Source organism: Niallia sp. FSL W8-0951, assembly GCF_038006525.1.
GTDB lineage: Bacteria > Bacillota > Bacilli > Bacillales > Cytobacillaceae > Niallia > Niallia circulans.
The window spans coordinates 666,765-693,365 of record NZ_JBBOVK010000001.1 but is presented as its reverse complement, the minus strand read 5'-3'; the positions used below and the strand labels follow the sequence as shown (position 1 = coordinate 693,365).

Genomic DNA, 26,601 nt, shown 5'->3' with positions numbered 1-26,601 from the left:
TATTTCCCTCCTCACAGGAGCTGCTGTACAAAAAACAGTATCTCCCCGAGAAGGAAAAATATGCATGGGATGAATTTTTGTTAAATTTCCAATTTACGCTAATTTTAACTGAAATTATGTGGGACAAGGCTTTTCAAACGAAAAATTTTTTTAGACCATTTTATTAAATTCTTTTTGTAGTCTTTTAATAATCCTTTTCTCTAATCGAGAAATATACGATTGGGATATCCCAAGCATATCCGCTACATCTTTTTGCGTTTTTTCTTCTCCCGTTCCTAAACCAAACCGTAATTCCATAATTTGTTTCTCTCTTTTAGACAATTGGTGAAGCGCTTTTACTAATAGCTTTTTATCTACACTTGCATCTAAATCTTTCGTTATAATATCATCCTCTGTCCCCATTACATCGGAGAGAAGAAGTTCATTTCCATCCCAATCAATATTTAATGGCTCATCAAATGAAACCTCTGAACGGATTTTATTATTTCTGCGCAAATACATCAATATTTCATTTTCAATACATCTTGAAGCATATGTTGCCAGTTTTATTTTTTTCTCCGGATTAAACGTATTAACCGCCTTAATTAATCCAATTGTGCCAATGCTGATTAAATCTTCGATGTTAATCCCAGTATTTTCAAACTTTCTTGCGATATAAACAACAAGGCGTAAATTTCTCTCTATCAGCATCGAACGAGCTGCTTGGTCTCCTTTTGGGAGTTTTTCTAAAAGGATTTCCTCTTCTTCTTTCGTTAACGGAGGAGGCAGTGCTTCACTTCCACCAATATAAAATACTTCGTCTGTTTTCAATCCAAGTTTCATCAGTAATTTGTACCAATAATAAGATAAGCGAAGCTTCCATTTACTCATGTGCATTTCCTCCTTCTAAACGATGATTTTCGTGAGTATAATATATTAACTAACCTTTTCTTCGATTGATTTTTTTCCTAAAAGCATTTTCGGATGAACAATACAATCAAATATGCCCTCAGCAGATAGAACTTGACTGGTAAACGAGATTAATCCCTTTTCCACAACAATTACTTCCTGCTCTTTTTTTAAAAACAAAGTATCCGGTTTCACGGCAATAAGTAACTGGTGGTCCTTGCCAACTACCTTATATGGAATAATTCGCATCTTGCTTTCCCATTCTGGTGCGATTGGTTGACTGCCATAGATAATGGCTTCTGGCTGCTCCGTGAGACGAATTATTTCTGCTGGCATATCCTTTTCTATATTTTTCAAAGATACAAACATTACTGGAAGGCGGGAAATGGGATCATATACTTGATTACCACTATCCACCAGACCCTTGATAGAAAATTCTTTTCCCCCTATTTGAAAAATAACGTCGATTATTTGTTCATATTGGATTTTTGTCACTTCCATCCCTTCCAGATTTCTTCTCGAAAAGTACCAAACAATCGGAAATCCTAACAAAACAAAAAGCCAACTTATCGGATCACCAAACCCTTTAATACTAGCAAGAAGGACAGAAGAAGAAAGATCGAAATCAAACTGGATAAAATAATGAGCACCTATCAATGTTCCTCCGATTAAGAAAGTAGCTAAGTAAAATATCATTAAAGCTTGGATATAGGTACGAAATCGCTTATATCCAAAAGCCGTTGCCACCATCACAATAGAAAACAGAAGCTTCGATATGGGATGATTAGAATAGGGACTGAGCGGCGTTATCGAAAAAAGGATAATAAGGGAACCAATTAGCCCTCCAAGCAATATTCGCCAATGGATGATTTTTTTCTTTAATAGAATGCCTGTTAAATATAGTAATAAACTGTCAAACAGTAAATTTAATAGCCATATCACATCTAAATAAATGGCCAAGCATGTAACTCCTCCTCTCTTTTATAAAAGCAACAAAAGAAGTAAATCTTCTCTCTACTAATCTGTTACGAAAAAGTATAACGTACTTGTTCTTGAAATTCTGTCACTTTCTGTAATCAAAATATCAGAAATTTGCTCTATTTCTAACGGTTTTTGTCACTATATCTCCTCTGTTAAAAACTTTAAGTTCTAGCGAAATATTATCAGTTTTTTTACTAATTCTAAGGAATAAAAATAAAAGAAGCGATGAGGTTTACTATAAATAAAAGGGGAGATTGCTTCATTTTTGAAAGAGAAAACAAAAAAACCTTTCCATTATGAAAAAATGGAAAGGTTTTTGCTATAGAAATAATTACCTTCTGCGGTTTCTATTTCTTAAGAATGTCGGGATATCTAAAGCATCCTCTGGTTGTTGTGCATTGCTTCTTGGTTGTTGTTCCTTTTGCACATGCGGCTCTTCGCGTTTTACTTCTCTATTGTTAACCTGATTATTAATAGGGTTTGTATTATTGTTATTTGGCTTTAAACCGCCAAATCCAGGTCTATCTGGCTGCAGCTGCGATAAATCTTGGTTAAAGCCAGTAGCAATCACCGTAACAACAATTTCATCTTTCAAATCATCATTGATAATGGATCCGAAAATCATATTTACATCTTGATCGGAAGCGGATGCCACAATATCGGCTGCCTCTTGTACTTCATACAAGCTTAAATTCGTACCACCAGTGATATTCATTAATATTCCTTGTGCTCCATCAATGGAAGTCTCCAGCAGTGGCGAAGAAATTGCTTTTTTCGCTGCTTCAGCTGCACGGTTTTCCCCTGCTGCAACACCTATGCCCATAAGTGCAGAACCTTTATTCACCATAATTGTTTTCACATCAGCGAAATCTAAGTTAATCAGACCTGGTGTTGCGATTAAGTCAGAGATACCTTGTACACCTTGGCGTAATACATTATCCGCTTCTCTAAACGCTTCAAGCATCGGAGTTGATTTATCTACGATTTCAAGTAAGCGGTCGTTTGGAATAACGATCAATGTATCCACAGCATCCTTCAATGCTGTAATTCCGCTTGCAGCATGTGTGGATCTTTTTCTTCCTTCAAAAGTAAATGGTCTTGTAACTACCCCTACTGTTAATGCGCCTAGGTCGTGGGCGATTTGAGCAATAACTGGTGCAGCACCTGTCCCAGTTCCGCCACCCATTCCTGCCGTAACAAAGACCATATCTGCTCCTTTTAATGCTTCTTCAATTTGTTCTTTGCTTTCCTCAGCAGCCTTTTTCCCTACTTCAGGATTTGCACCCGCGCCTAATCCTCTTGTAAGTTTTCCGCCAATTTGCATCTTGATTTCTGCTTTAGATAAATTTAATGCCTGTGCATCTGTATTCACAGCGATAAACTCTACCCCTTGTAGCCCATGCTCAATCATTCGGTTAACAGCGTTATTTCCACCGCCACCTACTCCTATAACCTTTATTACAGCTAGTGAATCTATATTTGTATCAAATTCCAACATGACAAATCCTCCTAATTCGTCGATATTCAGCAGTATCGAACTGTCCGCATCTCAAGTCTTGGTGATATGGAGTAACATACCATTTTAATACCTAGACTGACCCTAAACGACTCTCAGCCTTCTCGAAGTTCTTTTTATCAAAATTATGCTTGTCCTATTAAAGACATTTCATTAATCAAAGAAATATCCCATAAATTTCTTAAACTTTGAGGGTTCTTTTTCCACTTGTTTTTTCTCATAAGCTGGTTTTTGGGATGCTGTTTTTTGAACTTTTTCCCTTGTTTCAGCAGGAACAGTAACAGGGTTATGAATATTTCCCCCTTGAAGTTTACTATTTTTATAGGAGAATTTAATTAAACCAACTGCAGTAGTATATTGTGGCTCTCTTACTCCGATATAATCAGGAATAGCAATTCTAACTCGGCTTTGGAAAATATCTTGCGCTAATTCTAAAATTCCCTTCGTACTAGCTACTCCTCCAGTTAATACGAATCCTCCTGGAAGATCGTATACTCCTAGTCTCGCTAGTTCATGACCAACAAGTTCAAAGATTTCTTCTAATCTTGCTTCTATAATATCAGAAATCTCCAATTGATTAAATTGCTGATGCTGATCGCTTCCGATAATAGGAACGCTGAATACTTCCTCTTCAGAAGCATGATCATAAAAAGCATAACCATACTTTATTTTTATTTTCTCTGCATCTTCTGTTGTAGTTCGAAGACCAATGGATAAGTCTTTGGTAATATGATCTCCACCTACAGGAATAACGCTGGTGGCTTTAAGGAATCCATTTTCAAATACAGCAATTGTAGTAGATCCTCCGCCTATATCTACTAACGCCACTCCTAAGTCTTTCTCATCTTTTGAAAGCGCAAAAGATCCTGCGGCAAGTGGCTGCAAGGAGATGTCTTGAATTTCAAGACCTGCTCTTTCCACACATCTTAAGGTGTTATGTAAAATGGTTTTACTTCCAGTAATAATAGTACCTTCCATTTCCAATCTTACACCAATCATTCCTCGCGGATCAGTAATTTCATCTAATCCATCTACAATAAATTGTTTAGGAATTATATCAATAATCTCTTTTTCTGGGGGAATGGAAACTACCTGTGCAGCATCCTTTACCCTAATTACATCTTCAATTGTAATTTCGCGATTTTCACTTGAAACTGCAACTACTCCACGTGAGGTTTGCAGATTTACATGATTTCCCGAAACGCCAACAACTACTTGCTTTATCTCCATCCCAACCATTCGTTCGGCCTGCTCAATTGCTTGTCGAATAGAATGAACGGTTTCATCTATATCCACAATTGAACCTTTTTTTAAACCTTCTGATGGGACGATGCCTACACCAATAATATTTAAAGATTCGTTAATCATTTCTCCAATGATTACTTTTATGCTGGATGTACCGATGTCTAGACTTACATAAAGTTCATTGCTGTTCATTCTCGGGCACCTCCTTTTGCATTTTAAATAATGTGAACAACAAGTTATGTCATACAGTCAAAAATTCAACTTTTTTATCAGAAGTAATGTCTGCTATTTACATAGTTTATTTGATATACATAAAATAATCTAATCTTCACAACTATTCTATTGTATACCAGGCAACACCATATTTTCACTAAGTTTTCGCAAAGTGTCAACACAATTTTGGTCTTTTTTACTACAAATAGGACTAATTACTTATTCCACAAGGAAATATCGTAATTCACTTCCACTATATCTATTAATATTTAAATTATTCGCCAAAACTAATATATTCCCTTTTTTCTCTGTCAACTTTTTTCATTTTTTTCAAGAGAATGCGCATTTGATTTCTTTAAGATAATACTGCGGATGACAGCTATATTTTGAAATAGTCGAACACCAAATGCAAAAATAGCCGCTAAGTATAAGTCTACACCAAGATGTACACCTAGAAAAGCTAAACTTGCTGCAAGAGCAATATTAAAGAAGAACCCAGTTACAAATACTTTCTCGTCGAATATATTTTGCAGATGAGCACGAATTCCTCCAAATAAAGTATCCAGTGCAGCGAGAACAGCGATTGATAAATAGTTAGCATATTCGTCTGGCACTTTTATATCGGTTAATAATCCCAATACTATCCCAACAATCAACCCAAATATAGGAAGCCACATTAAGAATCTCCTCCTTTACTTGTACTTACAGGCTTCATATGATGGATATTTATGGGGTTACTATATGCTGGAATGTTGATCGGTTCTTTTGGCATCACGACATTCAATAACAGATTAGATAAGAAAAATTCATCTGCTGACTTGGAAACCTTCATGTAATTAAATAGTTTTTCAGCAGTGTCAGCATCCTTCGCTATCACTTTTATTTCAATTGGCAGCTGATTCAGGGGGTTCCCATCCATTTTTAACACATTGTTAATTTCACGGATAACCGTTGTATTTACATAACGATTATCATTTATCGCTATCTCCTCAGCACCATATAAGTTTAATTCATTTACTAACCGTTGTAATAATTCAGAGGTAACTACTCCGGGATCTTCACCTAAAAGAATTTCTGTACTGACAGGCTCAATCTTTAAGATAATTCCCTTTCCCGTTACTTCTGTTAAGCCCGCTTCCTGCTTTAATTCTGCCAAAGTCTCTTTCAATACCGCTTCTTTGCTTCTTGGGGTTTCATTCTCATATTCTTCTATCTTTCCATTAGTCGAACGTATCTCATCTATTAGCTTTAACTCTATTTTTTTCTCTTGGATAAGATCTTCTCTTAACTCCCAAGTATCTCTCGTGTCTCGGACAGCAGGTTCTTTTATTGTCTGAAATTGAACTGCTATCATAAATCCAGCAATAAGCGTAATTCCCGTCATGGTTATAAATTTCTTATTCAAAGCGCATCATACTTTCTAAATCATACTTATCGTTAATTAACATTTAAAGGATCCATTTGTATCATTCTTTTTTTCTCAAGCGTAAATCTTACATTATCATTTACTAACAAATCCTTTACGCCACCATTGATATTTATTGCGCCTTCTAACACATCGCTATCGCCAATTGCCGTAATAACAAAAGGGGCCGGGTGCTGGTAACCATCTATTTCAATTACGGGACCATTACAAATGATATAAGAATTATGTGCTAGTCTTTGTCCATTGATACTAATCGCTTCTGCACCAGCAATATACAGCTCGTTAATCACTTTAAATACATGATGCTCATGTACCAAATAATTATTGACATTATCTTCCTTTGGATTATACTCACCATCTTCCAAAGCAATTTGTACCCCTTCCCCTTTTACTGCAACCTTTCCTAAATATATCCGGTATTTTTCCGCATCTTCTGCCAAGTTATAATAAGTCTCTGCTTCATTAGAAAGCTTCTTCTCTAATTGAACCAATTCCCTTTGGTTTCCCTTTAACTCCTTATATAACTCATTATTCTTTTCTTCCTGCTCGATTAGCTCATTGCGCAAATCCAAATCTCTTTCAAATTGGCTCTCGTTCAGTCCTTTACCTTCATCTTTTTTTGTATTTTGATAGGAAAAAGAAATCATAAATCCAAGTACAAGAAAAACTAAGGAGAAGATAACATTTCTTCTTCTTTTATTATTCTTCACTCTTCTTTTCCCCTTCCGAATCAAAAGCTTTAAAATAGGAACCTACCTCTAAATCAATAACGCCTTTTTTATCTGTATTCAACTGGGAAATGATGGATGGATAATGCTGCATCTTATCAGAAAAAGAGGATAAAGAAGCTAATACCTGATTCCCATCATTCATATATACAGTAACACGCCACTTATCTGTATTCCTAGGAGTATACCTTACTTCAGAAATCGCATTATACACTTCTGCTGACAGTTTATTTAGTTCTTCCTCTATTTTTTTGATTACTTTATCATCGCTCTTCATATCCTTAATAATAGGAGCATCATAGGGACTATTGGTCATTGCTCTATCCTGCAGCATCTCCCCATTTTCAAGAAGTGGAATAAATTCATTCTTTACTTCAAAGTAAGCAATCTTCCTGTACTCTTTTACGTCTATATGAACAGTATTTGGAAAAACAATAGAAATCTTAGCAGATTTAATTCCACCTGAGTCTTTTAATTTCTCTGTGAGCTTATCTTTTTTGATTGTCCAAATATTTGTTTTGCTGTTAATTCCGCTCATTTTCTCCAAGTCTTCAAAAGAATATAAACGATTCCCCGTAATTTCGATGTTTTTCACATGACTTAAAGGTGATTGGAAGTATATAACGCAAACGATGATTAGGAAGAATAGAAGGAGAAGGAAAATAAGGCGGCGATTCGCTTTTCTTCGTCTCTGCTCTTTTAATTTTGGAATTCTATCTTCTAAAGAAACTACCTTCCCTTTTTCCAAAAAATCACCCCGATATTATTAAATAAGGAAATAGTACATAACAATACAATAGGTTGTCCACCTTTTTTTAACAAACACATTTTCTATTTGCTATCTTATTTTTTCTTGTTATTGATTACTTCCTTCATGACATTATACAGCCTCATTGCCGCATCAGGAATACCTAATTTTTTGGAAGCCTCTTTCATCTCCTTCAGCAAAACAGGATTTAGCATGATAGTATCCATTTCTTCTATCAATTTTTGGCCATTCATATCACGTTCAAGGAGCATTTTGGCTGCTCCGTTACTTGTTAATGCATGTGCATTTTTTTCTTGATGATTATTCGTTACATAAGGACTTGGCACAAGAATGCTCGGAATACCAAGCGAGGTTAACTCACTTAATGTTGTTGCGCCGGCTCTTGCAACAGTTAAATCAATACTCGTTAATACTTCAGGCATATTATGGACAAATGGCTTAATAATAACATTTTCCGGATTGCCGACACGCTCTACTTCTTTCTTTACCGCTTCGTAATGTACCTCTCCTGTTACATAAAGAACTTGATAAGCTTTTTCCCCTAATTGTGGTAAAGCCGCAATTACAGCATCATTTATCGGTCTTGCTCCTCTGCTCCCGCCAACAATAAGAACAGCGGGTTCTTTTAATTTTAATCCGACTGATAAGCGACCTTTTATTCCATCCTGGTTTAACACTTCGGATGCCCTTGGATTCCCAGTCATCACAACTTTTTCATCTGGGAAAAAAGAAGCAGCTTCTTCAAAACAAATCGCTATTTTATCGACATATCTACTTAAAAACTTATTGGTCAACCCTGGAACACTATTTTGTTCATGAATAATAGTCGGTATTCCAAGCTTAGCTGCCGCATATACAACCGGGCCACAAACATATCCGCCTGTTCCGATGACAACGTCTGCTTCAAATTCTTTTAAAATCGCTTTACTTTTTTGTACACCTGCAATAAATCTCCAAACTGTTTTCACATTTTCCGGGGAAAGTTTTCGTTTAAACCCTGTGATATGTATTGTTTTAAATGGAATATCTTCTCTTCTAACTAATTTACTTTCTAGCCCTTGCTCTGTTCCGATATAAAGAAATTCAGCATCCTTCACTTCTCTTTTTATTTCGCGAATCAATGCTAATGCAGGGTATATATGTCCCCCTGTTCCTCCGCCGCTTACTACTATTTTCATTCTTTCCACCTCAAAATACTTCTCATCTCTACTTTTTCCTGAAAAAAACGTTGTTTTCTTCTCTTTTACATTATAGCTTCAAATAACATAAAACAGAAATAATCTTCTGCTATTTTTTAAGATATTTTTTAGCTTTGCCGTCATCTCCCAAATAATAGATACCTTATTGTACTATATTTTAAACTTGCTTTATGAATATCTTGAAAATGATAATGAAATGTAATACATTTCGTCTTCCTACAAGTCATATTGTCATGTTTGAAAAAGATTTATCATATGTGTGAAAAAAATAAATTTTTTGTATTCTATAACACTCCTTCCCTTTTTAAGGCAGAAACTACTACGATAAACAATCTTTAGCTTTCCACATAAAAAACCTAGTAAATGAGAATGCACTCACTTCACTAGGTTTCTATAAATTCTATAAAAATATCCAATTATGAGGCTTCCTCGCCTATTAAGGATAAGAGGCTGCATTTAATACCGCGAAAATCGGCTTACATTTAGAAGGATGCCTATCGCTATTAACATAAGTGTCAGCGATGAGCCGCCATAGCTTAAAAACGGAAGTGTAATCCCTGTAACCGGCATTAGCCCTGTTACCACCCCAATGTTAATCATAACTTGAATTGCAACCATGGAAATGATCCCGACTGCCACAAAGCTTCCAAATAAATCTTGAGCTCCTAATGCAATTCTTATGCCTCTCCAAAGTAAAAGTGCAAATAATAATAAAATCAGAGAGCCGCCGATAAAGCCTAATTCTTCTGACAGAATCGCAAAAATGAAATCTGTCTGGGGCTCAGGCAAGTAGAAGAATTTTTGTCTGCTTTCCCCAAGGCCTAAACCGAATAAACCGCCTGGACCAATTGCATATAAAGATTGGATTATTTGAAATCCGCTTCCTAATGGATCTGACCACGGATCCAGAAAGGATGTTATCCTTTTAATCCTATAAGGGGCTGATGCAACCAGTCCGATAAAACCAGCTACTCCAATAAGACCTAATATAACAAAATGGCGAATGCGAGCACCAGCAATGAAAATCATGACAATACTTGTACCAACCATAACTGTCCCAGTACCTAAATCCGGCTGAAGCATAATCATTCCGAAGGCAAGGAATACCAGACCTAATGAGGGAAGTAACCCTTTTTTAAAGGAGGTTATATGCTTTTGATTTTCCGATAGAAATTTTCCTAAGAAAAGAATCATTGCTATTTTCATAAATTCAGAGGGCTGAATGGAAAAAGCTCCTACTCCAATCCAGCTTTGTGAACCATTTCGAACTAACCCCACTCCAGGAATTAAAACAACGACAAGTAAAATAAAACAAACTATAATAATCGGTTTAGCCCAGGATCTCCATATCCAATAATCTAGATTCATAATAAATAACATTGCTGCAATTCCGACCCCTGCAAAAAGCATTTGCCTTTTAGCAAAGAAAAAAGAATCACCTAAATTTCGTTCCGCCATAACAGCACTAGCACTATACACCATGATTAACCCTATAGCTAGCAATGTAAATGTAATAATCATTAAAATTATATCTGGAGTCGTTTTTTTTGATGGCACCATTAACACCTCGAACCTGCAAGATTAAGGGCTTGCAACAAAGAAAAGCGATTTATATCCAGATTTCTTTGTATACTACTGAGGAATCGGATAAAAAAAAGAAAGCTCTGTAAATCATCAGTTAAAACAGGAAAAAGGGAAGATTGTTCCTTCCACCCCAATTTAGATGAAATGGAACCTGCATCCTTTTTCTACTAACCTTGTTATCATTTACAGAGCTTACTTTAAAGTAAGTATTTTATATGGATACTTTTTTATTTCTATCCATATAGATCTCAAGTTTTCTTTCAACGCCTACTTACAGACAAGCCCTTATTTAAGCATATGCACCGCATTGATAAAAATGTCTCCTCTGACTTCAAAAGTTTTATATTGATCCCAGCTTGCACATGCTGGGGAAAGAAGAATAACATCTCCGCTTTCTGATAAGTCATAGGCAGCAGGTACTGCTTTGTCCACATTATCGACGCGTTTAATGGTTTTTATTCCTGCAAGCTTGCCTGCCTTCTCCACTTTTCCAGCAGTTTGTCCAAAAGTAATCATAGCTTTTACATTTTTAAGAGATGGAATGAGTTCATCAAATTCATTTCCACGGTCCAGTCCACCAGCTAGCAGAATAACCGGTTCATTAAAGGCTGCAAGGGCATTTTGTGTTGCCAGAATATTTGTTGCTTTCGAGTCATTATAGAATTTCCGTCCATTAACTTCTTTAATAAATTGCAGACGATGCTTAACCCCTTTAAAGGTACTTAATACTGCAAAAATACTTTCATTTGTTACACCTGATAATTTTGCTGCTGCAACAGATGAAAGGATGTTTTCTAAATTTAATGCACTTAAATACATTATATCTGACAATGCCATAATTTTTTGATCATTAAAATAAATAATATTATCTTTTACATAGGCCCCATACTCAAGTTCACGTTTTGCAGAAAAAGGAATAATCGTTGCATTGCTGCTGTTCGCGATATCCATGACAATCTCTTGTTCGACGTTCACAATTAAATAGTCACTTTCATCTTGGTTTCTCGTAATGTTTCCTTTTGCCTTCGCATATTCTTCCCGTGTCCCATGATAATCTAAATGTGCCTCATAAATATTTGTAATGATCGCAATTTTCGGCTTGAATTTTTCAATTCCCATTAATTGAAAGGAGGATAATTCAATCACTATTTTATTATCTTCCTCTGCAACTTGGGCTACATTAGAAGCAACTGTTCCAATATTCCCAGCTATCAGTGGCTTTTTCTTATCAACTTCTAACATATCAAACAATAAGGTTGTGGTCGTTGTTTTCCCATTTGACCCAGTGATCGCAAGGAATGGGGCTTCGGAAACTCTATATGCTAGTTCTACCTCTGTGATGACAGGAATGCCGCGCTCCACCGCCCTTTTAATCATTGGATTAAAGTAAGGAATGCCAGGGTTTTTTACGATCAGCTGGAAACCTTCCTCCAGTAACTCAATAGGATGGCTTCCGCAGATAACCGTTATTCCTTGTTCTAATAAACCTTGCGCTTCCGGATTTTCATCCAATGGCTTACTATCATTTACTGTTACAAAGGCCCCTAAATTATGTAGTAATTGAGCTGCGCTTACTCCACTTTTAGCAAGGCCTAATACTAGTATTTTTTTATGATGAAAATCGTTAATCTGCTTCATTATAACCACACCTCAATATAAATTCCTAGAGCGGCGAATAATAATCCTACCGTCCAAAATGTCACAACTACTCGCCATTCAGACCAGCCAACTAGTTCATAATGGTGATGTAATGGACTCATACGGAAAATTCTTCTTCCTGTTGATTTAAAAGATATTACTTGAAGAATGACTGAAAGTGTCTCAATAACAAATACTCCACCTATTAATATTAACAAGATTTCTGTCTTTGTTAAGATAGCAATCGCTGCAATAGCACCTCCAAGTGCAAGTGAACCAGTATCTCCCATAAATACTTTTGCTGGATGGGCATTGAATACTAAGAATCCTAAAACTGCGCCCACAATGGCTACCGAGAAAATACTAATTTCAAACTGTGATTGACTCCATGCAAGGACAGCAAACGCTCCAAACGCCACAGCAGAAGTCCCAGAAACTAATCCGTCCAAGCCATCTGTTAAATTCACCGCATTAGAAAATCCAACTAACCAAAAAATAATAAATAGTGCATAGAACCAACCTAATTCTAGTGGTTTATCTACAAAAGGAATCGAAATAGCAGTAGAAAATTCGTTTTCGCGTAAAACAAAGTAAAAAATAAGCGAAATAACAATCTGCCCTAATAGCTTTTGTCTAGAAGTTAATCCTAAATTACGCTTCATCACTACTTTTATAAAGTCATCTAAAAAGCCTAACAATCCAAACCCGACTAATACTAAAAGTAATAAATACGTCTTAATCGTCGGCTCTGAAAATTTATTAATCATTACCAAAGTCGTTACCACAATGGAGAAAATAATCATTAAGCCCCCCATAGTTGGCGTTCCCGTTTTTTTCTGATGAGATTTCGGTCCTTCTTCTCTAATGCTTTGTCCGAATTTTAATCTTCGCAAGAAGGGAATAAAAAAGGGAGAAATTAATACCGTTATTAAAAAACCTAATAGAATCGTAAAAAAGATAACTTTCTCCTGCATTTTAATTCCCTCCTTTCACTTGATTGTTTGTATTTAATACATGCTCTCTAATTACCGCTATATCATATGTTTCTATATGGGAATTCAGACTGTTTTCTTGCAAAAAAATAAATTTAGTTGTTTTTTCTTGTGCTTGTAATTGTTGCTCGTAAATTTTGCTCATTTTTAATATGCCTTCCTTTAAATCTTTTGTATAAAAAATTGGAAAATGATTAGGTGTATAGGTTGGGAGTTCCATCCCCTCTTCCCAAATCGCTCCAATTGCTCCATTTGTTATAGCAGCACTCAAATCACCAGAGTTATCTTTATATAATGGAATAAACAGTCCTTTTGGCTGTTCGCACTCTGCTAAGAATGACACGGTTTGAAAACGCAAATCTTCTTTCACAAACCCTTTTGCTTCAGGTATAGCCTGGAGGATTAATTTATAGGACAGTGTCATTTTTTCTCTCCTCTATCGCTTCTTTTGCAACTAAACGGTCATCAAAATCTAACACTTTAGAACCAATAATTTGATACGTTTCATGGCCTTTCCCTGCAATTAGAATAACATCATCAGGCTGGGCTTGATCAACAGCAAAGGCAATAGCCTCTTTGCGATCAGAGATTATTGTATAATTCTGTTCTCCCTTAACTCCTTGCTCCATATCTTTTAATATGGCAAGCGGATCTTCACTTCTAGGATTATCGGAGGTTAGGATAGCATAGCTCGCTTCCTCACAAGCAATTTTCGCCATTAAAGGACGCTTCGTCTTGTCTCTATCTCCCCCACAGCCAACGATTACATATATGTTATTCTTAGCAAATTCTTTTACCGTTTGCAAAGCGTTTTGCAAACTATCAGGTGTATGTGAATAATCAACGATCACTGAAAAATCTTGGCCGGCATTAACCGTTTCAAATCTCCCTGCGACTCCTGCTACCTTTTCAAGTGCATTGATGGTCACTTCCATTGGAATATTACTTGCAATTGCAGCACCAATGCTTGCTAGTGTATTATACACGTTAAATTTTCCAACCATTTTCAACTGGACAGAATGTATGCCAAGCGGAGAATGTAAATCGAATGATGTACCTGCTGCCGTGATTTTTATATTTTTTGCCATTATATCAGCTTCTGTATCAATTCCATATGTTAGAATATGAGCCGCTGTAATGGTTTCATACTCATTTGCTGCTGCATCATCTTTATTTAGAATAGCAAATTTCGGCTTTTCAGACGAAAAGGCATTTCCTAGTCTTGTAAAAAGCAATCCTTTCGCTTTTTTATATTCTTCCATCGTACCATGATAATCTAAATGATCTTGACTAAGATTGGTAAAAACAGCAATATCATAATCACAGCCAAATACTCTGCCTTCTACAAGGGCATGGGAAGATACTTCCATAACAGCTGTATCAACTTTTTGTTCCACCATTTGATGAAACAGCTTCTGAAGTGTCACAGCTTCTGGAGTTGTATTTTTTGTTTCTTGTATTTCCTCACCGATTTTGGTATACATCGTACCGATGATTCCTGTTTTTTTATGCGCCTCTTTTAATATAGCATCTATTAAATGGCTAGTTGTTGTCTTTCCATTTGTACCTGTTATCCCAATAAGCTGAAGCTTTTGGGTCGGCTTTTGATAAAATACATCTGCAAGCACACTACTAGCTCTTTTTGTATCTTTTACAATGATAACTGGAATAGGCAAGGATAAACTTCTTTCTGCTATGACAGCGACTGCCCCAGATTCGTATGCTTTTTGGGCAAAATCATGACCATCCACTGTATATCCTTTTATACAAATAAAAAGACTGCCATCTGATACTTTGCGATTATCATTCTCTATTGATTTTATTTCCACATCTTCTCCGGTATAAGAAGTGTATGGCTGTAAACTCTCAATAAGTTTTTTTAATTGCATCGCTTTTTGATTCCTCTTTTCTCTAGCTCTATATGTAATCTTTGATTGCTCATAAATATTAATTATATACTAAATAATGAACCAGCCATATAGATTATACAATTTTCTTAGCGTATATTATTTTACATGATTAAAAAAAATTTATCTATGTTGTACCTTATTGTTGGAGAATTTATATTAGAAGAATAATTTAAGATAGAGGAAAATTTTAATTATGTACATACGAGCTCGATTCCAGTATTAACAGGATCTAGAGGCTTTTTTTATAGGGGAAAGAGAAGCGGCACGTATTATTCGGCCGCCTCTTATCCAATTAATTAAACTGAATCAAAATGGTTGATCCTTCCTTCACTTTTGTTCCAGGTTCTGGAGACTGCTTAATCACCGTATCCCCGCTTCCGCTTGAATCAATTTTAAGATTAATAAACATTTCACTAATATCTTTTTTCGTATGCCCAACAAGGTCTGGCACTTCTATTAATGGATTTTCCGGATATTTATATACTTTGTCAATTTGATCTTTACGCGGTTCCACACCAAGGGCTCTCAAACTATCTCCCATAATCGCACCAACAATTGGAGCAGCAACCGCACTACCGAATTGCACCGTTCCTTTTGGGTTATCTACTGCCACGTACACAACTAATTCAGGATCATCAGCAGGTGCAAAGCCGATAAAGGAAAGAATATAGTTATTTTCTAAATATCTTCCACCAGAAGCTTTTTGAGCCGTCCCAGTTTTTCCACCAACTCGATAGCCTTCCACAAAGGCCTTTCCTCCAGATCCCTTTGCCACAACATTTTCTAATGCCCGTCTCACTTCTTTAGATGTTTCTTCAGAAACTACCTTTCTCTTTGCAACAGGTTTTTTCTCCATAACTACTTCACCTGTAGATGGATCAATCAATTCTTTTGCTACATAAGGAGTATATAAAGTACCTCCATTAATTGCGGCAGATAGTGCCGTAACTTGCTGAATTGGTGTTACGGCGACACCTTGACCAAATGCTGTAGTCGCTTGCTCCACCGGGCCTACTCTGTCCATGTTAAACAAAATCCCTTTTGATTCCCCTTGTAAATCAATTCCTGTTTTTTGCCCAAATCCAAAATCACGAATATATTGAAACAGCTTATCTTTGCCAAGACGTTCCCCTAATTCTACAAAACCAGGGTTACAAGAATTTTGAACGACCTCTAAAAACGTTTGCGAGCCATGTCCTCCTCGCTTCCAGCATTTAAGTTTTGCTCCACCCACTTCTGCATACCCTTTATCATAAAAAGTGTCCTTATCTAAGTCCACTTTTCCTTCTTCTAAAGCTGCTGCCAATGTAATAATTTTAAAGGTAGATCCTGGTTCATACGAACTCCAGATCGGTAAATTACGATTATAAACAGTGGAATCCACATTTTGAAAATCAGATGGATTAAAGCCTGGTCGACTTGACATTGCCAAAACCTCGCCAGTTTTTGGGTTCATCGCAAGTGCGATAATCGATTCAGGATCATAGGTTTGTTGAGCTATATCCAATTCTCTTTCTACAATCGTTTGAATTTTTGTATCAATAGTAAGGACTAAATCATTCCCATTTACCGGAGCTTCATAGGCATCAGCCATATCATTCATTCTCTGCCCTTTCGCATCCGAATAATATTGAACAGATCCCTTCTTTCCCTTCAACTCATCATCATATTCCAGCTCTAAACCTATTAGCCCTTGATTATCAATACCAGCAAACCCTAATACATGGGATAAATAATTTCCAAAAGGATAAGATCGCTTTGAATCTTCACCAATATATACACCGTCTATATCAAGTGCACGAACTTTTTTGGCTTTTTCATGCGTGATTTTCCTGCCTTCTTTTAAGCGAACACTCATCTCCCTTTGAATAATCTGCTTATAAACAGATTCCTTATCTGCTTCTAATACTTCTGCAAGCTTTTCAGCGGTGTCGGCTGGATCTTTAATTTGGCGTGGTACTATATAAACCGTTGGCGCACTGACATTAGTGGCAAGCGCTATTCCATTGCGATCCAAGATCTCTCCTCGTTGTGGCTCAAAAGCAATTTGTCTACTCCATAAATTTTTCGCTTTCGTTGTAAGCTCGTCCCCTAGAAAAAATTGAACATACGCTAATCTTGTATCAATTATTAGAAAAATAACTATCCCAGCAACAAGCGCTATCAACAATCGCTTCCGAACGGTTACGTTTGAAACCCGCATACAGATGGAACCTCCTTTATACTAACTCAATTGAAATATATGCTTGTACGAATCGGAATAGAACGGGGAGTATTGGTTAGTTGGTTTGTAAGGAGGGAGGGGATTTTGTGAGGAATTTTTTTGCTGAAAGCACTTTTCCTGCTTCTTCCGGTTATTTTGGTGTTCATCTCCTTTATGAAAATCACTTTTCCTACTTCTTCTGATTATTTTGGTGTTCATCTCCTTTATGAAAACCACTTTTCCTGCTTCTTCTGGTTATTTTGGTGTTCATCCCTTTGATGAAAACCACTTTTCCTGCTTCTTCTAGTTATTTTGGTGTTCATCCCTTTGATGAAAACCACTTTTCCTGCTTCTTCTGGTTATTTTGGTGTTCATTCCTTTGATGAAAACCACTTTTCCTGCTTCTTCTAGTTATTTTGGTGTTCATTCCTTTGATGAAAGCACTTTTCCTGCTTCTTCTGGTTATTTTGGTGTTCATCCCCTTGTTGAATACTGTCTTTCACTCATAATACGCCCACTGATGTACACCAATAAGCCTATAATGCTTATCTAATATTCTCTTAATCCTTCGCATTCCTCCCGATATCAGACACCAGTCATGTATTTCTTTTGTCGTTATCTTTCTTTCTGGAAAAAGCAGCTTAAATTCTTTAACACTTCGTAAAACAGCTAACTCCAAGCTTTCTGTATATCCACATACATCACATTTGATCATTGCACTTTCTGTTGAAATGAACAGTGAGTTACATTTATCGCAAAGGATTCCTTTCTTAAGTTCTTCATAGGTATAACTTGGCATTCTTCGATAAGGTGATTCATCCATATGAAGAGCGATCAACTTTTCAGCAAAGACCGCATGCTGTTTTTTTACTTGTGATTTATTTTTTTCTAATAATTTAACATAACGATTTAATTGGTTAGGATAAATGCAAGGCAAATGAAGTGGAGCTTGATATAAGATAAATTCGGGGTTTATAAAAACAACGTGTGGAATAATTGTAATGGAGTAACCAAGCTGGTGAACTAATTGTCTTAATAATGAATCGGTTCGTTTTAATTGAGTAATAGGATTATTGATTTCTACTTTATTGTTTTTCTTATAGAATCGATCATTTTCATAATAAAAGTCACCTTCATAGTTCTTAATTTCATAGAGATGAAGTGCATCTCCTTCTATCAATAAGGAGTCGATTTGAAATGTCGTCTGGTGTGATTGTAATAATAAATCATTTAATATAATACTATTTGGGGCTAAATCCTTTAAATACTTATCAAACTTCCTCTCTCCTTCCCAGCCTTTCCCTTGATTTAAGTACTTTGTCTTCAATTCATTAGATAATTCCATTCGGCTATTTAATGATTTTAATAAAGCTAATTCCAGTGGTTCCCTTCTTTTCTTATACAATTTTTCACCCTCCTATTTTACTGAAGCATTACAAACGAACGCTTATTTCTAGTATACAATACCGCGTCCATCTCCAACAAAAAAGCTTCACTACATCTCAAAAATGTAGTGAAGCTCTCTCTTACTCTGGTTCTTTTAACTTAACCGATACCTTATCGTTTTCTTTAACCTTAGACCCTGCTTTTATACTCTGAGAGGACACATATCCACTGCCGGAACTTTCAAGTTTCAGCTTATTGAGGTCCACTACTTTTAAAACATCGCGTAATGACCAGCCCTTCATATTAGGAACTGTTTCTTTACCATCCGTCTTTAAGATTACTTTCTCGCCTTTTAGATAAGTATCTCCTTTGACTGGAAGCTGTTCTTCCACTGTCTTGCCGTCTCCGATAATAACGGCATTCAGCCCTTTATCCTCTAGAATTTTCTTCGCCTCTTCTGCAGTCATTCCACTTAAATTGGGGATTTCAATCGGCTTCGAAATTACTTCTTTTGTTGGTACTATATCCATATACTGCAGACTGCTCTTCATGACTGAAGTGAAAATTTCAGCGACTGGTTCAGACCCAGTTTCCGTTTCCTTTAGCTCTGGCTGCTGAACAGCAACATACATTATTAATTCAGGATCATCCTTCGGAGCCATACCTAAAAAAGAAAAAATGTAATCATTTTTACCTTCTAAATAACCGCCGCCGCTTTTAGGAATTTGTGCGGTTCCTGTTTTACCGGCAACATCATATCCATCAATATTGAATTTTTTGTAACCCGTCCCTTTTTTACTCGTAATAACTGTTTCAAGAATATCGCGGACTTCTTTGGCTGTTTTTGCAGAGATTGGTGTTCCTGCCACTTGCGTCTCGCCTTTTTTGATGATTTTCCCTGTATTTGGATCTTTAATCTGTTCAATAACGTACGGCTTCACCATTTTTCCATCATTGGCAATAGCTGTTGCCGCTTGAATTTGCTGAATTGGTGTTAAAGCTGTACCTTGACCAAAAGCAGTTGTAATTTTTTCTATTGGCCAATTAAATACAATCGAGCTATTTGCTTCTCTTGGTAGGTCGATTCCAGTTGGCTGATCAAGGCCGAATTTTGTTAAATACTCTCTGAATGTCTCAAAGCCGATTTTTTCCTTGGCAAGTTTCGCGAACGCTACATTGGAAGATCGCTGAACTCCTTCTAAATAAGAAATCTTTCCCCAACCAGCTCCATTATTATGATCTCCTATTCCTTCATATCTGCCTGACTGATAATAGTCGTTTGGATTGAATACTCCTTCTTCCACCGCTGCAGCTAAAGTAAATATTTTCATAGTGGATCCTGGTTCATAATTGGTTTCAATTGCTTCATTATGCCAGGAAGCTGTAATACCTTCTCTTGTTTCGGGATCAAAGGATGGTCTTTGACTCATCGCTAATATTTCTCCTGTTTTCGGATTAGCTACAATCGCAATCATTTTTACAGGATTATATTCTGCATTTACCTTATTCAGCGTATCTTCTAAAAAGGATTGGATTTTCTTATCAAGTGTCAAATAAACATTCTTGCCATTTTGAGCAGGCACGATTTTATCCTTACTGTTTGGCAAAATATAGCCCCAAAAATCTTTACTATACTGCATACTGCCATTTGTACCTGTCAGCATTTTATTTAAACTTTCTTCAATACCTAATCTGCCTGTTTCCTTACCTTCATCCTCTTCTAAATAGCCGATAACATGGGAAGCAAAGATTCCATTCGGATAAAAACGCTTTTTCCCTTCGACAATTTGAATACCAGGAAGCTTTAAATCTTCAATTTTCTTTTTCGTCTCATAGGAAAGATCTTTTCCGGCCTCCCCAAATTCCACTTGTTTTGCGCCCTTTTTGGTTAAAATTCTATAAATCTCCGATTCTTTTAAATCGATATATTTTGCTAATTCTCTAGCTGTCAATTCGGGATCCGCAACATGAACATTTTTATCCAGATTCTTACTCAATGATTCATCTGTTACAGCAACTAGCTTATAGGAAACTGCATCCTCTGCAATTACGTCCCCATTGCGATCTAATATACTTCCTCTTGAAGCCTCTAGCACACGGGAAGTGTTATGTTTTTTTTCTGCTTGCGCAGCTATCTCTACTCCTGACACTTCTCCTGTCGCCTGAATATAGACAAACCGAATAACTAAAACAAAAAAGAGCAGACAAAAGAAAACAAAAAGGATGGCTGCTCCAAAATTAATATTAGGTTGTTTTCGGATCATTGCTTAATGCACAACCTTTACATTGTCTTTACTAAAATCTAAACCTAATTTCCCTGCTACTTTGCGTAAGCGTTCAAAGCTGCTTAAATCCTTTACTTGTGTATCTAATTCTTTGTTTGACTTTTCAAGCGAATTAATGGAGCTTTCCGCTACTTGAATATCTTTATTTACTTGATAAATCTCCGATTGATTGCTTACAATTTTTACGCCGCCAATACAAATAATGACTACAAAGGCAATTCCTAAAATCTTCTCTCCAGGAGATAATAATGATTTAGTCTGTTTAATAACCTTTTTAACCGACTGCTTTTCTTCTTGTTGTTGATATTGATCCTGCTGCATTTTTCTTGCTAAGTTGCTCATTTAATTACCTCCTGCACCCTTTGGTTATTGTTTTTCTGCAACACGTAGTTTCGCTGATCTTGCTCTGTTATTAAATTCTAATTCTTCTTCAGATGGGATAATCGGCTTTCTAGTAATTAATTTCAATTCTGGTTTAAACTCATCTGGAATAACCGGTAGTCCTGGCGGCAATGGCGGCAGATCACTCATCTTTTTAAATGTCGACTTACAAATTCTGTCTTCAAGGGAATGGAAGGTGATAACGCTGATTCTTCCGCCTGGATTTAGTAACGTAATGGCTTGCTCTAACGAAGCTTCAAATACGCCAAGTTCATCATTAACTGCAATTCGTATTGCTTGAAAAACTCTTTTTGCAGGATGACCGCCTTTTCGTCTAGCTGGCGCTGGAATAGCTTCCTTAATTAATTCAACCAACTCTCCAGTCGTTTCTATTGGGCGATTTTCTCTTGCTGCCTCAATTTTCCTTGCTATTTGTTTAGAGAATTTCTCCTCTCCATAACGAAAGAAAATTTTAACTAGTGATTCATAAGACCAAGAATTAACAACATCATATGCAGTAACATCCGCTTCATTATCCATACGCATATCAAGTGGTGCATCATGGTGATAACTAAATCCACGCTCAGGAGTATCCAATTGCGGGGAAGATACACCTAAGTCATAAAGAATTCCATCTACATGTGTAATCCCTAAGTTGTGAATTTCTTCTTTTAAATAGCGGAAGTTACTTTTGACAATCGTCAATCTGTCCTTATATGGGGCTAATTTTACTTGTGCATTTTTTATTGCTACTTCATCTTGATCAAATGCAATTAACCTTCCACTGCCTGATAATTTGGAAAGAATTAATTCGCTGTGCCCTGCTCCACCTAAAGTACAATCCACATAAATTCCATCTGGCTTAATATCGAGAGCATCGACAGCTTCATTCAGTAATACTGTTGTATGATTAAACATGAATCCACACCTGTCTATAAATTTTTCTTGTAGGTAGTATTTATTATGTACATAGTGAAAAAATTAAATATCAAACCCAATCATATTTTCTGCAATTTCTGCAAAAGAATCCTCTGATTCGGAAAAATAATTTTCCCACTCTTGTTTATCCCATATTTCAATACGATTAGAAACACCGAGAATAACACATTCCTTCTCTAACTGTGCATATTGAAATAAGGGGGAGGCAATATTAATGCGACCTTGTTTATCAATTTCACATTCTGTTGCTCCGGAGAAGAAAAATCGGGTAAATGCTCTAGCATCTTTTTTGGTTAAAGGTAATTGCTTGAGCTTGTCTTCAATTATCTCCCATTCATTAAGTGGGTAACCGAAAAGACATCGATCGAGGCCACGGGTTAGAATAAAGGTTTCACCTAAGTTCTCTCTAAACTTCGCAGGAACAATGATACGTCCTTTTGCATCAACATTATGATGATATTCACCCATAAACATACCCTTGTCCCCCACTTTCTAACCTCAATGTACCACATTCCCCCACTTTCCTCCACTATTAATTTTAATTCTATCTATTTTGTATATTTCCTGCAACAAAAATAATAATTTTGAAAAGAATAAACGGGGTTCTTTATCACTACTTTTTGAGAATTGGCTGTTTATTTTCTAAAAGACAAAACTAAAGGAGGGAATGAAAATGCGTTATAACAATAAAAAAACCGTCCTATAATTAGGACGGTACAGCTTGTTGACAAAAGGAATTTAGGAAATGCAAATGGAATTATTATGCATTGATTGGAATGGAAGGGGTGAGACTCTGTGGGATCTGCGAGACAGTCTGAGATTCTGCAGGCCTTTAGGCCGAAGCGGCTCAGCGCGAGACCCACGGAAAGCGTACCCCTGCAACGGAAATCAATTCTTATTTAAAAAAATGTATATGTATAAACTAAAACAAACTCCTAATTACTGAATTAGGAGTTTGTCGACAGTCTGAACCGTCCTATAATTAGGGGGTAATCATTCTTTTCTTCCTTATAATTTAATAACCTTATGTGTTCCATCAAAGGCCATCGGCAATTCCATTACATCTTGAATAAAATCCATTCCATATTTATTTAAGAAATAGGTGATATTCCAGACTCTTTCTTGGGGAGACCCTTCTGGCTTTAAATTTTGTTCAATACGGTTAAATTTATTTACCAGTACTTCATGCTTTAATTTTACGGCAGCATCAACTTTGTTCTGCAAAAATTCAAGCTGGCTTACTAAAAAATCTTCATTTTTTTCTAATAACGGCAGCAAACCTTTATACTCTGCCTTCATTTCCTCTTCCACTTGATCATATTTCGTTTTAATTACCTCTTTTATTTCATTAAGTATCTGTTCAATCCGTTCATTTGAGACAGACTTTAAAAATTCCGCACATCTTTCAGAAGTTCCATTAACAAGAACATCCTTTATTGATAATTTTAGTTCCTCTATGTCTGCTTCCACGCTTCTCTCTAAGAGCGTAATATTTAAGCGAGGAATAACTGGCGGCATTTTAATTCCTAAGTGTTCAAAAGCCTTTTTAAGTTCCGCCCAGTACGCAATCTCTCCAGGTCCGCCAATAAATGCTAACGTAGGAAATAATAAGTCTTGCGTTATTGGTCTCGTTACGACATTATTGCTTAGCTTTTGAGGGAATTCACTCGCAATCTCTATTAACTGTTCCATAGTAAAGGATACTGTTCTATCTTTCCCGATAAAACAATTTTCTATTTCATCGTATTGCAGCAATACTCTTTCTTGCTCTAATTCATCATAATAAAACAAGTTAACAGGATTTTCTGCCATTTCAATCACAAGCGAATATCCCTTCTCCTGTACTAACTTTTGTTGTTCTGAAACGGAATCTGCTAATTTTTGAAATTCATTAATTTGTTTAAGGAAAATTTCTTTCTCCAACTTGCGAATCTCTTTATCACCAGAATCAACCAATAGTAATCCATAATCTTGGAATAAACTCATTGTAATATAGCTAAAGAAGTCAACAATCGTAGTGGATTCATGGACAGCATTGTGCAAAAGTTGCAATAAAGGCTTAGAATGATCTGTTTCACCATAGGATTCGACGATTTTTTCCAGCCATTCTATACAGACCTCTTTTTCCAGCAATATATCGGAAGCCATTCTTTTATCCAACACTCTTTGTGGATAAACTGCCTTCTTCATTTTTTCCTTACCTGGTGTATAAATATGATTAATTTCTAAATAATCATGGTCTTCTCCCGCTACCCAGAACACTGGTACAACCGGAATACCTAATTCTTCTTCTTTTTGTTCAGCTAACAGGATAATACTAATTACTTTATGAATAGAGTATAATGGACCTGTTAAAACACCCGCTTGTTGTCCACCTATAACAACTACACTGTTTTCCTTTCTTAATTTAGAAAGGGATTGCCTCACCTTTTCCCCTTGAGGGAACTTTTTCATGTAATCTTCGATATAATCTGCAAGATCATTCCTCATAAAAGTTCTCGTTTCTAATTCTTTAACTCTCTTCTCATAGCTACCATTATCAAGATAAGAATAATGAAAAAAGTCTTCCGCACTATTCTTTTGTTCTAAATAATCTGTTACGAATTTATTTGCCACAGGCAAAGAGAGATTCATCATCTCCATCTATGTACTTCCTTTCTCCAATTCGAGTTTTCCTATATATGTATTTTCTCCTTATTAAAGACTCTTTCTATAGTGGGAGTCCAACCACGAGCTTATCATCCAGCTGCTTATAAAAAGCATTCATTTTATTTCGCTACATAGAAAAGTATAGCATCCCTTTACTATAAAAGAAAAAAAGTTGCTTATAAGCCTTTATCTTTTCGATTTATCTTCTTATTAGCATCTTCCAGATTGAGTCCACCTATTCATTCTAAGTAGCACTGACTTGCTAAACATTTAAGTTATTTTATTGTAATCAACTATTATACCATTCCAAGTGTTCTCCATATAGATAGGAAAAGACCATAAACGAGCAATACAATATATAAAAGGAAAAAAAGAAGAAAGCTTACACGCCAAATTCCTTTAAATACTTTTTTGTATTGTATTTCCTCTTTAAACTTCCAATGAACAATAACAAATAACATGCCAATCAACAAGATAAATATCACAATATACAATAAGACCGAAGTATGCCAGATAGATTGTATAAGAAAATGGACAGAAACAATAAAAAAGATGGTACTAATATCTAGTGCTAGATGTATAGATAGACGATGCTTTTTTGTAATCAACTTACTAATAACAAAAACAATAAACAATGTAAAGATTGGAAAAACCACGAGAAAACTAATGAGATGTGAAGTTAGATTAATCATGGATAAACACCTCTCTTTCTCGTTCTTTTCCCTTAATCATCAGATAAACCGCATTTGCAATAGGCACACTCTGTTTTTTCTTTTTTGCTTCTTCTATTATGTATCCTAAGATGGCATCTATTTCCGTAGGTCTTCCCGCCTCCATGTCCTTTAGCATCGAAGATTTATTTAAAGCTGTTTTTCCTACGACTTCCATACAATACTCTCGATAGATTTTTTTTTCAGATTCGGTTATCGTTAAAACCTCTAATACCTCATTCATCAACATAGTCATCAATTGAGAATAATAAGCGTTTTCCAGCAAAAGACCATTTGGCACCAGCAAAATACTAGTTAAACTATTTACAATACAATTTACGACTAATTTTTTTTGCAGCATTATTTCATATTTATGTTCCATTATAAATAAAAAGTCTTTATTAGTAGCTGTTGTGAGCGTGGTAACTATATCGTCCATTTTTCCTTTTATACAAGCTATTTTTATTGCTCCTACACCAGTATGAATTACTGTTTGCTCATCTTCTTTCATCGCTCCATGTTCGACAATACCTATCAATATATTAGCAACTCGCGAATTCCTAATTGTCTCTATGTGTCCCATTCCATTTTGCAAAAAGCACATTGCTTTTATTTTATCGCCCATTTTTTCCATCTTCTCGTAAATGGACGCTAGTTGATATTGCTTTACTGCGACGATCGTCAACTCTTCTTGTCCATTCCACTCTTTAAAAAACCGTACGCGTACTGTTCGATTTTTCTTTTCGTCATTTGCTTTATAATATATTCCTTTCTCTAGGATTCGCTCGTATTGCTGCTTTGACCGAACATATAAGGTGACATCATGCTTTTCCTTTAACTGGTATGCACATAATAAGCCAATTGCCCCAGCTCCAATAATTGCAATTTCCATTAGAAGCTCCTTTATCGTTTCAAGTTATCGTTAGTTATATATTAACATTTTCTGAAATGTTTGTAGT

23 protein-coding genes are annotated in these 26,601 nt (G+C 36.0%); all 23 read right to left on the bottom strand.

What is annotated here, in order from left to right:
* Nucleotides 1–150: 150 nt before the first annotated feature.
* Nucleotides 151–870, bottom strand: coding sequence for an RNA polymerase sporulation sigma factor SigE (gene sigE / locus NSS71_RS03095; RefSeq protein WP_047939921.1), 720 nt, complete (start codon nucleotides 868–870; stop codon nucleotides 151–153).
* Nucleotides 871–915: 45 nt separating this feature from the next.
* Nucleotides 916–1,848 carry a sigma-E processing peptidase SpoIIGA gene (gene spoIIGA, locus NSS71_RS03090; protein ID WP_047939920.1) on the bottom strand — a complete coding sequence of 311 codons (933 nt, stop codon included), beginning with the start codon at nucleotides 1,846–1,848 and terminating at the stop codon, nucleotides 916–918.
* 352 nt (nucleotides 1,849–2,200) lie between these two features.
* Entirely contained in the window at nucleotides 2,201–3,367 is a 1,167-nt protein-coding gene (ftsZ, locus tag NSS71_RS03085; RefSeq protein ID WP_047939919.1) for a cell division protein FtsZ, read from the bottom strand.
* A 171-nt stretch (nucleotides 3,368–3,538) separates the two neighbouring features.
* Entirely contained in the window at nucleotides 3,539–4,822 is a 1,284-nt protein-coding gene (ftsA, locus tag NSS71_RS03080; protein ID WP_047939918.1) for a cell division protein FtsA, read from the bottom strand.
* Between the two features lie 332 nt (nucleotides 4,823–5,154).
* Complete coding sequence (locus tag NSS71_RS03075) at nucleotides 5,155–5,520, bottom strand: small basic family protein (protein ID WP_047939917.1); 366 nt, start codon at nucleotides 5,518–5,520, stop codon at nucleotides 5,155–5,157.
* Nucleotides 5,520–6,248, bottom strand: a complete 729-nt coding sequence (locus tag NSS71_RS03070; protein ID WP_369988450.1) for a DUF881 domain-containing protein — start codon at nucleotides 6,246–6,248, stop codon at nucleotides 5,520–5,522. Before NSS71_RS03070 ends, NSS71_RS03075 begins: the two co-directional genes overlap by 1 nt.
* A gap of 32 nt (nucleotides 6,249–6,280) precedes the next feature.
* Nucleotides 6,281–6,979: a DUF881 domain-containing protein gene (locus NSS71_RS03065; protein ID WP_047939915.1), complete on the bottom strand. Its 699-nt coding sequence runs from the start codon at nucleotides 6,977–6,979 to the stop codon at nucleotides 6,281–6,283.
* Nucleotides 6,969–7,745, bottom strand: a complete 777-nt coding sequence (locus NSS71_RS03060) for a cell division protein FtsQ/DivIB (protein WP_341151287.1) — start codon at nucleotides 7,743–7,745, stop codon at nucleotides 6,969–6,971. The genes NSS71_RS03065 and NSS71_RS03060 overlap by 11 nt, the downstream gene beginning before the upstream one ends.
* A gap of 95 nt (nucleotides 7,746–7,840) precedes the next feature.
* A complete protein-coding gene (gene murG, locus NSS71_RS03055) occupies nucleotides 7,841–8,944 on the bottom strand; it encodes an undecaprenyldiphospho-muramoylpentapeptide beta-N-acetylglucosaminyltransferase (protein WP_061796774.1) in 1,104 nt (367 codons plus the stop codon).
* A gap of 477 nt (nucleotides 8,945–9,421) precedes the next feature.
* Complete coding sequence (spoVE, locus tag NSS71_RS03050; protein WP_047939912.1) at nucleotides 9,422–10,522, bottom strand: stage V sporulation protein E; 1,101 nt, start codon at nucleotides 10,520–10,522, stop codon at nucleotides 9,422–9,424.
* 312 nt (nucleotides 10,523–10,834) lie between these two features.
* A complete protein-coding gene (gene murD, locus NSS71_RS03045; RefSeq protein WP_061796775.1) occupies nucleotides 10,835–12,187 on the bottom strand; it encodes a UDP-N-acetylmuramoyl-L-alanine--D-glutamate ligase in 1,353 nt (450 codons plus the stop codon).
* Nucleotides 12,187–13,161, bottom strand: a complete 975-nt coding sequence (mraY, locus tag NSS71_RS03040; RefSeq protein ID WP_047939910.1) for a phospho-N-acetylmuramoyl-pentapeptide-transferase — start codon at nucleotides 13,159–13,161, stop codon at nucleotides 12,187–12,189. Before mraY ends, murD begins: the two co-directional genes overlap by 1 nt.
* Nucleotide 13,162: 1 nt before the next feature.
* Nucleotides 13,163–13,603, bottom strand: a complete 441-nt coding sequence (locus tag NSS71_RS03035; RefSeq protein ID WP_047939909.1) for a hypothetical protein — start codon at nucleotides 13,601–13,603, stop codon at nucleotides 13,163–13,165.
* Complete coding sequence (locus NSS71_RS03030) at nucleotides 13,587–15,068, bottom strand: UDP-N-acetylmuramoyl-L-alanyl-D-glutamate--2,6-diaminopimelate ligase (protein WP_047939908.1); 1,482 nt, start codon at nucleotides 15,066–15,068, stop codon at nucleotides 13,587–13,589. The genes NSS71_RS03035 and NSS71_RS03030 overlap by 17 nt, the downstream gene beginning before the upstream one ends.
* Before the next feature lie 313 nt (nucleotides 15,069–15,381).
* Entirely contained in the window at nucleotides 15,382–17,292 is a 1,911-nt protein-coding gene (locus NSS71_RS03025) for a stage V sporulation protein D (protein WP_061796777.1), read from the bottom strand.
* 499 nt (nucleotides 17,293–17,791) lie between these two features.
* Nucleotides 17,792–18,697: a nuclease-related domain-containing protein gene (locus tag NSS71_RS03020; RefSeq protein ID WP_047939906.1), complete on the bottom strand. Its 906-nt coding sequence runs from the start codon at nucleotides 18,695–18,697 to the stop codon at nucleotides 17,792–17,794.
* A gap of 121 nt (nucleotides 18,698–18,818) precedes the next feature.
* A complete protein-coding gene (locus NSS71_RS03015; protein WP_047939905.1) occupies nucleotides 18,819–20,942 on the bottom strand; it encodes a penicillin-binding protein in 2,124 nt (707 codons plus the stop codon).
* Nucleotides 20,943–20,945: 3 nt separating this feature from the next.
* Complete coding sequence (ftsL, locus tag NSS71_RS03010; protein WP_047939904.1) at nucleotides 20,946–21,305, bottom strand: cell division protein FtsL; 360 nt, start codon at nucleotides 21,303–21,305, stop codon at nucleotides 20,946–20,948.
* 24 nt (nucleotides 21,306–21,329) lie between these two features.
* Nucleotides 21,330–22,262 (bottom strand): 16S rRNA (cytosine(1402)-N(4))-methyltransferase RsmH, encoded by a 933-nt coding sequence (rsmH, locus tag NSS71_RS03005; protein ID WP_047939903.1) that lies wholly within the window; start codon nucleotides 22,260–22,262, stop codon nucleotides 21,330–21,332.
* A 63-nt stretch (nucleotides 22,263–22,325) separates the two neighbouring features.
* On the bottom strand, nucleotides 22,326–22,757 hold the full coding sequence (gene mraZ / locus NSS71_RS03000) for a division/cell wall cluster transcriptional repressor MraZ (RefSeq protein ID WP_047939902.1): 432 nt from the start codon (nucleotides 22,755–22,757) through the stop codon (nucleotides 22,326–22,328).
* A gap of 534 nt (nucleotides 22,758–23,291) precedes the next feature.
* Nucleotides 23,292–24,926 (bottom strand): bacillithiol biosynthesis cysteine-adding enzyme BshC, encoded by a 1,635-nt coding sequence (gene bshC, locus NSS71_RS02995; protein WP_061796779.1) that lies wholly within the window; start codon nucleotides 24,924–24,926, stop codon nucleotides 23,292–23,294.
* A 302-nt stretch (nucleotides 24,927–25,228) separates the two neighbouring features.
* A complete protein-coding gene (locus NSS71_RS02990) occupies nucleotides 25,229–25,624 on the bottom strand; it encodes a DUF3397 domain-containing protein (protein WP_047939899.1) in 396 nt (131 codons plus the stop codon).
* Complete coding sequence (locus NSS71_RS02985) at nucleotides 25,617–26,534, bottom strand: 2-dehydropantoate 2-reductase (RefSeq protein WP_061796781.1); 918 nt, start codon at nucleotides 26,532–26,534, stop codon at nucleotides 25,617–25,619. The genes NSS71_RS02990 and NSS71_RS02985 overlap by 8 nt, the downstream gene beginning before the upstream one ends.
* Between the last annotated feature and the right edge of the window lie 67 nt (nucleotides 26,535–26,601).